At 48.6% G+C, this 14,067-nt stretch carries 14 protein-coding genes and 1 pseudogene; 7 read left to right on the forward strand and 8 right to left on the reverse strand.

The window, feature by feature from the left end; genetic code table 11:
- Positions 1-41 precede the first annotated feature (41 nt).
- On the reverse strand, positions 42-3,224 hold the full coding sequence (locus H142_RS0107290) for a TonB-dependent receptor (protein WP_017931457.1): 3,183 nt from the start codon (positions 3,222-3,224) through the stop codon (positions 42-44).
- Positions 3,225-3,477: 253 nt separating this feature from the next.
- Between H142_RS0107290 and H142_RS14795 the strand changes: the two genes are divergently transcribed.
- On the forward strand, positions 3,478-4,155 hold the full coding sequence (locus tag H142_RS14795; RefSeq protein ID WP_156811948.1) for a uridine kinase family protein: 678 nt from the start codon (positions 3,478-3,480) through the stop codon (positions 4,153-4,155).
- A gap of 21 nt (positions 4,156-4,176) precedes the next feature.
- Positions 4,177-5,412 carry a NupC/NupG family nucleoside CNT transporter gene (locus H142_RS0107300; protein WP_017931459.1) on the forward strand — a complete coding sequence of 412 codons (1,236 nt, stop codon included), beginning with the start codon at positions 4,177-4,179 and terminating at the stop codon, positions 5,410-5,412.
- On the opposite strand, the gene H142_RS0107305 is transcribed toward H142_RS0107300, so the two are convergent.
- From H142_RS0107305 to H142_RS0107330, 7 genes are all read right to left on the reverse strand, one after another.
- Complete coding sequence (locus tag H142_RS0107305; RefSeq protein WP_017931460.1) at positions 5,409-6,386, reverse strand: isopenicillin N synthase family dioxygenase; 978 nt, start codon at positions 6,384-6,386, stop codon at positions 5,409-5,411. The two genes, H142_RS0107300 and H142_RS0107305, sit on opposite strands and share 4 nt — an antisense overlap.
- 51 nt (positions 6,387-6,437) lie before the next feature.
- The gene (locus H142_RS0107310) at positions 6,438-7,037 is read right to left on the reverse strand and encodes a thymidine kinase (RefSeq protein WP_033315110.1); all 600 of its coding nucleotides are present in this window, start codon (positions 7,035-7,037) and stop codon (positions 6,438-6,440) included.
- A gap of 70 nt (positions 7,038-7,107) precedes the next feature.
- Positions 7,108-7,629, reverse strand: a complete 522-nt coding sequence (locus H142_RS0107315; RefSeq protein ID WP_017931462.1) for a DUF421 domain-containing protein — start codon at positions 7,627-7,629, stop codon at positions 7,108-7,110.
- Positions 7,630-8,036: 407 nt separating this feature from the next.
- Positions 8,037-8,549 (reverse strand): hypothetical protein, encoded by a 513-nt coding sequence (locus H142_RS0107320; protein WP_017931463.1) that lies wholly within the window; start codon positions 8,547-8,549, stop codon positions 8,037-8,039.
- On the reverse strand, positions 8,546-8,896 hold the full coding sequence (locus H142_RS0107325) for a hypothetical protein (protein WP_083898970.1): 351 nt from the start codon (positions 8,894-8,896) through the stop codon (positions 8,546-8,548). The genes H142_RS0107320 and H142_RS0107325 overlap by 4 nt, the downstream gene beginning before the upstream one ends.
- A complete protein-coding gene (locus H142_RS17255; protein ID WP_083898971.1) occupies positions 8,875-9,246 on the reverse strand; it encodes a 4Fe-4S cluster-binding domain-containing protein in 372 nt (123 codons plus the stop codon). Before H142_RS17255 ends, H142_RS0107325 begins: the two co-directional genes overlap by 22 nt.
- 47 nt (positions 9,247-9,293) lie before the next feature.
- Complete coding sequence (locus H142_RS0107330; protein ID WP_017931465.1) at positions 9,294-9,545, reverse strand: hypothetical protein; 252 nt, start codon at positions 9,543-9,545, stop codon at positions 9,294-9,296.
- Positions 9,546-9,871: 326 nt separating this feature from the next.
- On the opposite strand from H142_RS0107330, the gene H142_RS16245 reads away from it, so the two are divergent.
- The 5 genes and pseudogenes from H142_RS16245 to H142_RS17305 all read left to right on the forward strand — a co-directional run.
- Entirely contained in the window at positions 9,872-11,245 is a 1,374-nt protein-coding gene (locus H142_RS16245) for an RHS repeat-associated core domain-containing protein (RefSeq protein WP_017931466.1), read from the forward strand.
- Positions 11,242-11,631 (forward strand): hypothetical protein, encoded by a 390-nt coding sequence (locus H142_RS16835; protein ID WP_156811949.1) that lies wholly within the window; start codon positions 11,242-11,244, stop codon positions 11,629-11,631. Before H142_RS16245 ends, H142_RS16835 begins: the two co-directional genes overlap by 4 nt.
- Positions 11,632-11,839: 208 nt before the next feature.
- Positions 11,840-13,012 carry an RHS repeat domain-containing protein gene (locus H142_RS16250; RefSeq protein ID WP_017931467.1) on the forward strand — a complete coding sequence of 391 codons (1,173 nt, stop codon included), beginning with the start codon at positions 11,840-11,842 and terminating at the stop codon, positions 13,010-13,012.
- 10 nt (positions 13,013-13,022) lie between these two features.
- Positions 13,023-13,358 carry a hypothetical protein gene (locus H142_RS14810; RefSeq protein WP_017931468.1) on the forward strand — a complete coding sequence of 112 codons (336 nt, stop codon included), beginning with the start codon at positions 13,023-13,025 and terminating at the stop codon, positions 13,356-13,358.
- A 237-nt stretch (positions 13,359-13,595) separates the two neighbouring features.
- Positions 13,596-14,015, forward strand: a pseudogene (locus H142_RS17305) (RHS repeat-associated core domain-containing protein); the annotation flags it as partial.
- Between the last annotated feature and the right edge of the window lie 52 nt (positions 14,016-14,067).

A 14,067-nucleotide genomic window follows, 5' to 3' on the forward strand; every position in this document is an offset into this window, starting at 1 on the left:
AGACCTTCCCCTTAATCTTTAAATTCAAATCATGGTGGTGATTAGAATTCGTATTTAACACCGAATTGAGCGCGCCATAGCGATTGGCTTAGGATTTCTTGGTTCAGGGTTGTGTCCAGATCGCCATAAACATATTGACCGTTATCAATAGTGGCACTCGCGGTTTGCTGTTCGTACTCGTATCTTACGCGCTCAATCACGCCCCAATCGCTATTCAGCAAATTGCCGAGGTTTTGGATGGAGAAGAAGACGGATGTCTTATGATCTTCAAATGCGCCCGGCAGTTCCTGTTCCAGCTTCAGGTCTACAATTGATGACCAGCGGGAGTTAAAGGCATTGCGCGGGGCGATGCCGCCGCGATATTCAGCCAGTTCAGAGCCGTTAATGTAGTCAATAAAGGCCTGTTGATCAACTGCATTTCCGCCAAAAGATAGCGGGGAGAACAGAGGATCAGTAATGCCGTTTGGAACGTAGAGCAATGCACCGGCATCATCCGCGCGGTTTTCACGAATGCCAAATACATCTGCGCGGCCGGTAGTATTGAAGGTGTAGCTGTAAGGCTGACCTGTACGGCGCGTTCCGAATAGAGAGACCCGTGATTTATAATCACCAAAGAACGCTTTTTCCCACTTCAGACGCATTTTAAATGAATGCTCTGTCTCGAAATTGGATGTTCCGGTTTGCGCGACCTGATAAGAGAAACGCGGCGTATCGGAGTAATTCGATGTCGCTGTTGACGATGTCCCTTGGCCGATATCATTGATGTCGGAATAGGTATAGCTCGTGAACAAGCCGAAATCGCCGTAATTTGTTTCCCAGTCTTTGTCGGCTGAAACAGCCAGCAAAAGACCGTTTCCTTTGTCGACGCTTTCAACAACAATGGCTTCAGGGCCGTTTTGTGTACAGTCATAGACCGGACGCCCGTCAGGCGATGCTGAAACTTCGAGACAAGACTGGTCAAACCAATGCGGAGCGTTGTCGTAGCGGTTATACAAAACGTCCGCGCTCAACAGCCAAGCGTCACCTAAATAAGGAATGTCGACATCGTATGCGACGCCCAGATTGGCTTTAAATGTTGTCGGGATTTCAAAGTTCGGCGCTAATGCGGCAACACTGCCATCCGGCGTTGTGTTGGCTAATTGAGCCAGAACGTCAGCAGGAATATAATTACCTGTTGTCGCGTCAGGCGTCGTTGGAACGTTAATGCCGCCGCCTCCGCGGAAGACGTCGTCATTTGTTACGCCGTCATTGGAGTAAGAGTTAGACAGCCAAACGGATGGTGATCCGCCGGAGAACTTGCCGATACCGCCGCGGACACGGACGTTATCCGTTGCGTCCCAGTTAAATGAGAAGCGCGGCATGATGACGTCCACCCCTTCAAGGTCAATCGTGTTTAAATAACCATAACGCTGTTGGAAATTAGCATTCCGACGTATTGTACCCTCTGAACCATAACGGTCATACCGCACGCCAAGCTGCATGGTTAGTGTGTCTGTTGCGTCCCAAGTATCTTGGAAATATAGCGATGTCAGATTGTAGCCCCAAATCGCGCGGCGGTCATTTTCATTATTCGTGATCGCGTTTTCATAGATCAGCGTTTCAGCAACGGCATTTTCCAGATTGTCGATTGAGCTAAAGAAATACTGACCTTCAGCGTTGAGTGCGAATAAGTTGTCAACGTCGACATCTTCGCGCTCTAATCCAAGCTTGAATGTGTGATCACCGGCGACATATTCAGCCTTGGCTTTGATCTGGAAAAACTCTTGATCCAACTCATTACCGTGACGGAACGTATCCGGGCCCAATGTCACATTGGCACCTGTGCCTGTACGAACGGTGAAGAGCGGGAACTCGTTGCCACCGAGCGAATCCTGGCCGGTGGACTGTTCTGTGAACGCAATTTTCACTTCTGTTGACAGGTTTGGTGTCCAATCGGAATATAGGTGACCGATATAGCTGTCGACTGTTTCAGAGCGGTTGTAAAACGTTGAGGACGTGCCCAATACATCGACTCTACGATCAGTCAAAAATGAGTTGCCATTAGTTTGAACAATCGTTGAGCCTTCATTGTGCAAATATGTAAATTTTGCGCGGTGTTGGTTTGTGATATTAGCATCAACTGAGATGAGATATTTCTCTTCTTCAACAGGTTCAATACCAAATGCGCCAATATCAAAGCCGTATACATTTTGCATGACGTCACCAATGCGGGTGATGTCAGCTTGGGTAACATTGCGTTCGTTCAGTGCGCCCGATCCGATAGGGCCGTCGCGAAGCGCTGCGGCTTCTTCGTATTTTTCATAGGCCGCAAAAGCGAACAGGCGGTCTTTTATGATCGGGCCGCCAAGTGTGAAGCTATAGCTTTTCTCTTCAAAACTTTGATCAATGTCACGGTCACGGACTTTATCACCCGCCATGCCGTCATCTGAGTAGTAATAACCCGCAGAGCCGTGAATATCATTTTCACCGGATTTGGTTACGGCATTTATTGTGCCGCCGGTAAAGCCGTTAAATTCGATATCATACGGCGCAGTCTCTATAGAAAGAGACTCGATGCCGTCATAAGGAATGGGTGAACGCTGCGTTGGATAACCGTTAGCGTTCAAACCGAAACGGTCATTAAGCGCAACGCCGTCAATTGTTAGAGAGTTGTAACGATTATTAGCGCCGCCAATGATCAGCTCTTTCGGGCCGCCTGATTGAACATTTACGGTTGCAAATGGGTCAAGCTGGGCCACGTCTGTGATATCACGGTCAATGCTGGGCACTTCAGCCAGTTCGGCAGCATTGAAATTTGTTGAGAGGCCAGTGTCCAAATAAGACTGCTGTGACAGCGTGCCGGTTGCAATGATCTCGTCGCCGCCGCCGCCAACGGCAATGTTTAGCGGATATGTGTTATCAAGGCTCGTGTAGATATTGCTGCGCGTCACAGTGTCAAAACCATTGCCACTCAATGTTACGGAGTAGGGGCCGCCAACGCGGAGGCCGCGGGCGGAGAACACGCCGGACGTATTAGACACGGCTGTTGATGTTGTACCGGACGGCGTATGAACGATGACTGCAGTCGCGCCGGAAACAGGCGCGCCGTCTTGTCCGAAGACCTGACCGCGAATAGACGATGTCGTGACCTGAGCGGAAGCCGGCGTAGCCAAGCTTAAGGATAGGGCGAGGGCGGATGTGCTGAGAAGTGCACAAAAGCCTAAGGATGAGAATGCGTTTTTCATGATAAGAATTAGCCTTAAGGATTAATACTGATATGTGCCGTGCGAATACGGCCAGAGTTTAAAAGTTTTATGACAGTTTTGTAATAGTGGCCGAGTCGGCATTGGGAAATAGCCATAAAAGTGAAATTACAGTTAAAACCGTGGATAAGCTGTATACATTTGTGCACAAAATCGCTGTTTTGCACAGAATGGAATAAAGACTCGCATCCCAAATGTTTTCCCTTTAGGCAAAGTCGTCCCGAGGCGGGACGTTTTGGAATCACTAAAATCGGTCTCTATGTCCTATATTATTGCCATTGCCGGAGGAAGTTGTTCAGGAAAAACGACCCTTGCGCGCCATTTGCAGCGCCGATTAGGGCCGAAGCAGTGCCTGCTTGTGCGTCAGGACGATTATTATCACGACATAAGCGAGCGCGATTCTTCGCAGGGCCTTCCTAATTTTGACATTCCTGAGGCGCTGGACTTTAATTTGCTCGCTGATGACCTTAGCCGGTTGAAGCGCGGCGAGGCTGTGGCTTTGCCCAATTATGATTTTACCACCCATCAGCGCCGCCGCCCGGCAGAGCCTGCTGAGCCGCGCCCCTTTATCATTGTTGAGGGCATGTTGATCCTCCATGCACCGCAATTGCAAAGCGTGCTGGACCGGACATTATATTTACGCTGCGAAAGCACACGCCGTCTGGAGCGCCGTTTGGCGCGTGATGTGGCCGAGCGCGGCCGCACGCAATCTTGCGTTATTAAGCAATTTTCTCAAGATGTAGAGCCGGCCCACGAACATTACGTTGCCCCTTCGGCGGATAATGCGGATGATATCATCGAACAGGACGAGTATATGTCGGATCTGTCCGGCCTTGTTGAGCGGATATCAGGCGGTCTTCCTCCTATATCCTCGAAGGCCTCAAGCCTGCTCGTGATGAGCGCTGCCCATTAATTCCCCCAAGCGAGCCCCTTCATGAACCACCCTTTATTTGGTCTTCTCGGCGTTGCGCTCATATTGTTTGTGGCTTTTATGGCCTCCAATAATAAGCGCGCGATTAGTCCGCGTATCGTGCTGTCCTGCTTTGCGCTGCAGGTATTGATTGCCATTCTGGTTTTGTATGTGCCGCTGGGTAAAGATGTGCTGCAGGTCATATCAGCCAAAGTGATTACCCTGCTGAGCTACGCCACGGCGGGGATTGAAATGATCTTTGGCGGGCTGGCGGATGAGAGTCTTGGCTTTAGCTTTCTGGTCCGCGTCTTGCCGGTTGTGATTTTCTTTTCAGCGCTAATGGAAGTGCTGTATCATATGAGAGTTATGCAGTTGATTGTGCGCTTTGGCGGCAAAGCCATGCATGTTCTCACAGGCACAAAGCCGATTGAATCGCTGAATGTCGTCGCTAATATTTTCGTCGGTCAAACCGAGGCGCCGTTGACACTTAAGCCCTATCTGCCGGGTATTTCGCGGCACGAACTGTTCACCATTATGGTCTCCGGCCTGGCCTCGATCGCGGGCACGGTCATGGCCGGGTATATTCAGCTGGGCATTAGCCCCGAATATCTGATCGCGGCCAGTTTCATGTCAGCGCCCGCAGGATTGTTGATGGCAAAAATAATCATGCCGGACCCTAAGGTCGAGGCGGGTGATGAAGAAGAGTTCAAGGATATTTTCACGCTTGGCAAAACTACCAGTCACCCCAATGTCATTATGGCCGCCGCTGTCGGCGCGCAAAACGGCGTGGCACTCGCTGTCGGCATCGGGGCTATGCTGCTCGCTTTCGTCTCGCTGATTGCAATGTGTAACGGACTGTTGGGGTATTTTGGAAGTTTTGCCGGATTTGAAGATTTGACGATACAAAGCATTCTCGGGCTGATTTTCGCGCCCGTCATGTATGTCATTAATGTGCCCTGGGCCGAGGCGCAGCAGGCCGGAGCCATCTTTGGCGAAAAGGTCGTTCTGAACGAATTTATAGCTTATATCAGCCTGACCAATGTGCAGGGGGATTTGTCGCCGCGCACAGTTGTCATCCTGACCTTTGCCTTGTGCGGCTTTGCCAATTTCAGCTCCATTGCCATCCTGCTTGGAGGGCTGGGTGCTCTTATTCCCGACCGTATGGCGGACATTGCTAAAATGGGCCTCAAGGCCGTTTTTGCGGCGTCGCTGGCCAATCTCATGAGCGCCGCTTTAGCGGGAATATTGGTTGGGTTTTAAGCCTTAAGGCCAATATCACGCAGACGTTCGTCCAAATAATCCTTAGCCGTAATATCCGGCTCGGCCGTCCCGCCTTGGGCAATACAGCCGGGCAGGGCGCTAATCACAAAATCTCCATTTGGATGTAAAAAGAACGGCTTTGAATATCGCGAATGTCGCGCGCGCTCCGGCGCGGGGTTTAGGACGCGGTGTGTTGTGGACGGCAAAATCCCCGCCGTCAGCCGCTGCAGCATATCTCCGCAATTGACCACAATGGAGCCTTTGGGCGCATTGACGTCCAGCCAGATTCCACTGCGGTGTAGCGCTTGAAGTCCTGCTTCTTCGGCCCCGAGTAACAACGTGATGAGATTGATATCTTCATGCGCGCCGGCGCGCACGCCACCTTCGGGAATATCGCCCGTTTGCGGGGGATAATGCAAAAGCCGCAAAATGGAATTGCCGGCATCCACTTTGTCGTCAAACCAATGCTCGTCCAGATTCAGATAGAGCGCGACGGCACGCAGAAGAACTTCCCCGAAACTGTCCAGCGCCTCGAATAATGCCAAAGTTGCGGGATCAAATTGCGGAAGCTCCGCAATTTGGGGCGTACCTTTCATAAAGGAGCGGTAGGGCGAGTGCGCAGGAAGCAGACGGCCGCGGTGCCAAAATTCTTTGAGGTCAGCTTGTGATCTCCCCTTGGCATTTTCCGTCATAAAGGGAGAGTAGCCGCGCTGATAGCCATCCTGCGCGTCGACATATTGGCGCTTAATAGGGTCATCCAGTTCGAAAAACGCTTCCGCCGCCGCGTCGGCTTTCGCAATGACCACGTCATCAATCGTATGGCCGCAGACAATCGCAAAGCCGGTTTCGCGAAAGGACCTGCCGAGCTTTTGCGCGAAGGCCGCTTTGTCGGTGTGCCAGAGCTCAAAGCTAATCGGGTCGATGGTTATCATGGCCAAAGTTTTCTGTAGGTCTGTGATACAAGACGCGCTCATACCGCAATATTAGTCACGGATAAATGCCTGCCCTGTATATGAGGCGGGCTGTTATTGTGCGGCGTCGGCGGCGTTAATATGCTTTTCGCGCCAGTGCTTGCGGCACAAGGTTATGTAACGCTCATTGCCGCCAACTTCAATTTGCTCGCCTTCAGTCACGGCCCTGCCGCGATCATCGACGCGCATATTCATCGTTGCTTTTTTACCGCACCAGCACAATGTGCGTATTTCGCGGATGTCATCGGCTAGTGCGAGAAGCGCCGCGCTTCCGGGGAACAGTTCGCCGCGAAAATCCGTGCGCAAGCCGTAGCACATGATTGGGATATGATGATCATCAGTGACCCGTGAGAGCTGCCAGACCTGGTCTTGTGTTAGGAACTGCGCCTCGTCCAACAAAACGCAATTGATAGGCTTTTCGGCATGGGCGGCCAATATATGGGCTTCTAAATCATCGGTATCAGAAAATGTGTCGGCCTTCGCCTCCAGCCCGATGCGCGATGTAATCAGCTCGCTCTTGCTGTCGCGGTCATCGATCACGGGTTTAAGCAGCAAAGTGTGCATGCCGCGTTCAAAATAATTATGGGACGACTGTAATAGTATGGTCGACTTACCTGCATTCATGGCAGAAAAATTAAAGTAGAGTTTGGCCATGAGTTGCATTCCGATCAATCAGTCTCAAGCTGTAAGGAGAGTCGCTTTGCCGCCGCAAGGGGTTGAGTGCCTAATTCACACCTTTTAAAATCCGGTCTTCAAAAAGCTCTCTGTCGTCACTGGAATGCAGAACGCTGATATCACCTGTTGTCTCCAGGACGACCGCCCGTACTTGCGCAAAGTTAAATACATTCGCCTCGCGGAGTTTAGCGATCAGATCGTTTTCCGTCACTTTGGTCTCAGCCAGTGCTTTATAGTCAATCTCACCATCACACATCAAAATGCGCGGCTGATTGTTAATCAGACTTGCAAAGCCCGCATTCGATTTACGCAAATAAGCGACAAGATACTGCAGAGCGAACATAACTGTCAGCGCTATCGCTCCATCGACAAGGGCGGGTTTTTTGAAGACAGCCGTACTGGCCAAAACGGACCCGATAGCAATGGTCATGGCAAAGTCGAAGGGGCTCATTTTCGAAAAACTGCGCAGGCCTGCAAGGCGCGTGAGCCCAACCATCAATATATAAACCATGATCACTCCGAACGCGATAGCCGTAGCGCTGGTCCAATTTGTGTAAATCCAATCTGACATTTAAGCCTCCCGATAGTGCAACTGCAAAATCAACGGGCGCGTGCAGGCATAGTTCCAAATAGACGGGGTTAGAAGTTAAAGGGCAAATTTTGATGAAAACTCTAAGGTCCCACATATTAGGTCGTGTTCCGCACATACGTTCAAACATCGCTGGAAAGGTAAGACTTTTGCGGCGAACTATGGCGAACTATTATGAGTTATCAAAACTATAGGCCGTGATTATTTGTTATCCGCTTGGATGCTTCGCACATTAATTGACAATGTGTTGAGACCGCAACCGGGGTAATAAAATTCAGTTTTTACACTATTAATAACTTGGTCTTACAGGATTGATTAAGGGGTTTAAATCACATCTAATTTAACATGATAATCCGTTCATCGCATCGGGTTTGTGAGCAAAACTTATATTAATTGACGCCCTCGTCAGAGATACATTCAAGACATTGCACAAGGGTTGAAGCACTTATATGTCTATCACTTGCGATAGGACGAATCCATTCTTTCATTTCCGGGATTTTTGTCATAATCTCGTTTTGGATTGATGAAATGAGGGTGTACAAAGATTCGCAATATACTGACGGATTGTTGAAAGACTCTCCATCAAAGCGATGGGGGAAATATCCTCCTCCACATATTTCATATACGTCACACGCCTTGCAAATTGAAGAGACTTGTTTTCCACCCTTTAAAAACGCTGCCGCCATTGGGTTTTTCTCCAAATCTGAAATAGCGTTGGTCGACACGTTAAGCCCCATTTTCGTAAAACTATCACCACAAATTTTTAAAGCTGACACAGGTTCTATTCCCCCATCAGTTTCAATGGCAACGACTTTGTTTTCTAAAGCTCCCGGCATGGCATCGACTCTATTAGAGTTTCCAAAGAATGACTCCATTATTAGGGAGAACAAACGAATTTTCATTTGGCTTTTTTCGGATTCTCATTCCACGCTTTAAAGGCTGCAACTAACCATGACCCATATGTATAATTTACATTTTCAGGCGTAAAAGGGGCCTTCACGTGATTTGCTTCAGGTAGTAAAAAATCAACTCGAGTGCCCCCTAAATCAAAAAAAGCATCTACTGTTTCTACGGGACAAGCCTCAATGTTGATTACGCTTAAGATACCGATACCGTCATCAATTTTATTCTTATATTTTTTAAATTTTGAACTCACACGATCAAAAGTTCCATTGCCTTTATGATCTAAACGAAATTGATCATGAACAGCCTTCGAACCATCAATGCTTATTCCAATGCCAATTCGCAATGTGTTAAAATATCTACCCATTCTCCGGATAGTAAAATACCATTCGTTTGTAGGGAAAAAATAGGAGACACCGAGGGCTCTAATTGCTCCCGCGCCAGTTTGCAAAAAATTCTGTAGAACTCTTTCTTTTGCATTAGAGGCTCGCCACCGTGAAATACAAAATGAAATTCATCTACAGCGTTTAGAGCGCAATGCTGTTTGACTCTGTGTATAATTAATTTCGCAGTCTCTATTGTCATCAATTTGGGCTGTTTCAAATATGATAAATCACCGTGATTATACATATACCAATATGAGCAGTTGATGTTACAACGGCTTGCGACTTCCATTACGGCGACACTGATTGACATCCTGCTTTTTCCTGAAAATAATTGGCGCGTGATTAGCGCGCCAAAAATTATTTACGGAGCAATTCGCGTCGGGCGACATCGCGCACGGCAATTTCGCGATGATCGGCATCTTGTAGAGTTGCAGATCCTTTGGAAAATTTGACATAACCCCCGGCTTCAAGCCAAGCTTTTTCTGGTTGAAAGCCGAGCTCTTCTGATAAAATGGACATTATCTTTTCTTCTAGTTTGGGATTGGATTTGCGCAAATCAATAAAATCTTCGATGGTTAATCTTACGCTCAATACTTCTTTATCACTCATGATTGCCTCCACCAAGTTGCGAAAACACAATTAATACTAAAAATTGTAAATATATAGTATACTTAAAAAATTATAACAACATCACTATTGAGAGTGATTTCCTTTAAAATTTAGGTATACATATGCAACTTGGCGGAGCAGGGTTTCCAAAATATCTCTGAAGCCATAAATACACAGTATATAATAATTCACTCTTCACTTGGAGCACGACCGTCGTTTATAAAAACGAATATCAATATTACGAATATGATGATCGCAGTCGCCTAGGTCATCACCGCACGGATAAGGCCGGAAACACCTATTACGATTACGACGATGCAGGGCAGATGACGTCATATTCCAAAGGTATGGGATATACCACAGGATGCACAGCGCCGTCAGAAACTCGCAAAGTTGATCTGACCTCCAAAACGCTGGGGTCGCGCACGGTGCAGATGGAGTATGATGCTCTCAATCGACTTTCCCAATTCCGCGATAGCGCGGAGGGGGGCAATGCCTGGCAATGGGTGGGCTATGACGCCCGGGGCAATGTCACGGATAACGGCACATCCACCCTTGGCGGATTAACGTTTACCTATGATATGTCGGATCAACCGACGGCTATTACTGATGCGGTCAACGGCACGTTTAAATATGACGGCAATCTCAAGCGCGTGAAATCCGTGATGAATGGGGAGACGATCTATAATATTTATGACAGCTCCGGCTTTGTCTCCATGGTGGATCCGCTCTCAAGCAGTAGCCAATTTATTTATATCCGCCTTGGCGGGCAGGTTAGCGCGAGGATCTATCGAACTCCATCTGATATCGCGCCCCCTCAAATTAATTATACCCATACCGATCATCTGGGCAGCCCTGTTGCGGGCACGGACAGCGCGGGTAATGTCGCGTGGCGCGAACGCTATACGCCCTATGGCGAGAAACTGCTCAACCCGGCCGCGCTGGATAACCAAGCGGCCTTTACGGGCCATATCTATGACGCCCCCACCGGCCTGACCTATATGCAGGCGCGCTATTACGATCCAAACATTGGACGGTTCCTGAGTATTGATCCGGTGAATGTGACGCCAAGCACTCCGGGCATGTTTAATCGGTATGCTTATGTATATAATGACCCGATAAATATAATCGATCCGACTGGGATGTATGGGTGCTCTGACACAGGTGCACAAGGTTTATCGGGCACTTGCTTTGACTCATCAAACTTTAGAACTGAAGACAAGAAAGGGTTTTTTGGAACCAGTAAGGCCAATGACTTTAGCGGGGATGCTGTGGGAACAGCATCTACGGATTCGGCGGCAACCTCTTTTGCTTCATCGACCAATCAAAAGACAGGTAATGAACAAGTTTCTCGAATTGATACAAATCCTGATGGAACCTCAACTACTTCAAATGTACCGTTGACAAGTTCATCCTCATCGTCAGCAGCCTTTAAACCATCCGAAGTGGCTGGTGCAGATGGTGTTGTTCATACTCACCCAACCAATAAAAACACTCCAGTTCCCGGAGCTGGTGATAGCCAAGTACCTGAAATGGGTATTCCAAACTATATTGCACATGGCTCCAATACGGTCATTGCTGTTGAAATCAGTGGCGGACAGGTTCGGGGTAGAGTCGTTTCGGGAAAATTGGGTTCAACTGACAGAAAAGCACTGAGGTCGAGATTGAACCAGTTTCAAAGAAGAGGAGAAACAAGATGACATTTGCAACCCGAATCTTTCTTATTCCTCTATTTTCAGTTTTGTGCGCTTGTAGCGGAGTGAGCAAAGTAAGTTTAGAAGAGGAGATTTTTTTAACTCCTGAAAAATTTGTTGGAGACACGCCAAAAGTGTGTGGCTATGTAATTTACAGTTCTGAAGACCATAATTTTTACCCTAGTAAGAATGAATTACGAGATAGGGAATTTGGACTGGGCGTGACGCAAGGAAAGTTATCTGAAAAGTATCTTGAAAGCCTAGATGGACGGTATGTTTGTTTGTCTGGGAGGCTTTATAAGCGTGGTTGCGGTCGCGATTTAATATGCACAGATTCCACGCACGAATTTGCTCTTGAGGTTGATGGGGTAAGAAAAAAAGGGTCAGAATAGTTGTAGAGCAAGATAAAGCGAAGCGGCCTTTATGGCCCACTTCGACGCTAAAGCTCTGTTTTTGCGACTTATTTACTGGGCCAAAATGCCCCCACATTGCTATCACCTTGGGCCACAAGTAACCCCATCCCAGAAACCCCTATTTACTTGAATTAATTACCCCCTTTCTCGTCAGGACTCTTTGGGTGCAATCTGTTATCTCTGTATCATGGCTTTTATAAAACCCATTATCCTCACCATTCTGACCTTATTCATCTCGACCGGGCCGTGGGGCAGCGCGGCTTATGGGTATGACGGGCGTCTGCCAACGCCTTTTCCGGTTCAAATCGATTCACAGGATCGATTTGTCAGCACAGCTGACCTCGTCCAAAGTCTAAAGCGCGTGAAATCCGTAATGAACGGGGTGGCGATCTATAATATCTATGACAGTTCCGGTCTCGTCTCTATGGTCGATCCGCTCACGGGGAATGATCAATTTACCTATCTACGCCTCGGCGGCAATGTCAGCGCGAAAATCCACCGTCAACCGTCGGATCTTACCGCGCCTGTGATTGAATACACCCATACCGATCATCTGGGCTCCCCGGTCGCGGGCACGGACAGCGCAGGAAATGTGGCGTGGCGCGAGCGCTATACGCCCTACGGCGAAAAACTGCTCAACCCCACCGCGCTGGATAACCAAGCGGCCTTTACGGGCCACATCTATGACGCCCCCACCGGCCTGACCTATATGCAGGCCCGCTATTATGATCCAAACATCGGACGGTTCCTCAGCATTGATCCGGTGGGGGTCACGCCAAGCACGCCGGGGATGTTTAATCGCTATTCTTATGTGGGGAATGATCCTATCAATGCGATTGATCCTGATGGTCGTCAAGTTTGTAGCAGTTGTCGTTTTATGCGGCCAAGGCCACGAGATGAAAAACTTCAAGAAAATGTTCAAAAAGCTTCCGTTAAGGCCGGCAGCGTTGCAGGCGCAGTAGGGGGTACGGTAGCAGACTTCACCCCAGGGGTCGGGGACGCTAAAGGAGCTATAGAGTTTTCAGAGAATCCAACTTTGGTGGGTGGCGCAGCAGTAGTAGTCGGAGTAGTGCCTATTGTAGGTGATTTAGCCGGAAAAGGTCTAAAAGCCGTTGCTCGGCATAGCTCTGAAAAACGGGCGTTAACTGCGATGGCAAAAATGGACAAAAAAACAGGGGGTATAACTGAAGGCGATATGTCTGCATATAAACAGCTTAACAGCGAACTTCCCGACCCATACCCAACTAACACGGTTCGCGGCCCTGAGAGCCATCCAACTGCTAGCGCTCCTACGAGCCAACAACCTCACGGTCATGTCGGCCCTGTAGACCATATACCAATAAAGCCAGAAAAGCCTTAGAGAAATAAATATGGAAAATAAAAATCAATTTGTTATTTGTTGGTCAAAAGTCTTATTAAAATTGGACTTAGAAGTTATTGAAGTTTCGACTCAAAAATTAGGAATAAAGACCAATCTTGACGTACTTCCTCTATTGAAAAACTTTGGCGGGAAGAATGGAATGTTATTGTTTCCTGATGGTTCAATGGTCTTGCAGCATCACCAGATATTATCTGAACAAGGGTTTGGCTATAGTGTTACAAGTTGCCCTAAATCTGCGGACGAAAGCTTGGAATTGTTTTTGATCTCTATGTTGAAAGACTGGACTTGGACTGGAGCGCAATCTGAAAAACCTGAATGGCTATAACAAGCTCACACAGAGCGTGGACAGCCAGCTCGGCACGCGCGCTGTATCTTAGACGGACGCGGCAATGTCACCCTGCTGGGTGGACAGAACTTCGTCTATGACATGTCTGATCAACCTGTTGTCATAAGCGGCGCAGTCAGTGGCAGCTACCTGTATGACGGCAATCTGAAACGCGTAAAATCCGTCATGAATAATGAGACGATTTACAATATCTATGACAGCTCCGGCGTGATCTCCATGGTTGATCCGGTTGCAGGTAATGATCAATTTACCTATGTGCGCCTCGCCGGACAGGTCAGCGCGCGCATTCACCGCTATCCGGGCGACACAAGTCCGTCCGATATTCAGTATCTGCACAGCGACCATCTGGGCAGCCCCGTTGCGGGCACGGACAGCGCCGGTAATGTCGCGTGGCGCGAGCGCTACACGCCCTATGGCGAGAAACTGCTCAACCCCGCCGCGCTGGATAACCAAGCGGCCTTTACGGGCCACATCTATGACGCCCCCACCGGCCTGACCTATATGCAGGCCCGCTATTACGATCCGAACATTGGACGGTTCTTGAGCATAGACCCCGTCACGTTCATGGATACGGGAAATCCTGCGATGTTCAACAGATATGCCTACGTCGAGAATGACCCAATCAATGGAATTGACCCAACAGGAATGATTAAAATCACAGTTGGCGCTTCTGCGAAAGTTTCCGTTG

The organism is Robiginitomaculum antarcticum DSM 21748 (genome assembly GCF_000365025.1).
In the GTDB taxonomy this organism is placed as follows: Bacteria; Pseudomonadota; Alphaproteobacteria; order Caulobacterales; family Maricaulaceae; genus Robiginitomaculum; species Robiginitomaculum antarcticum.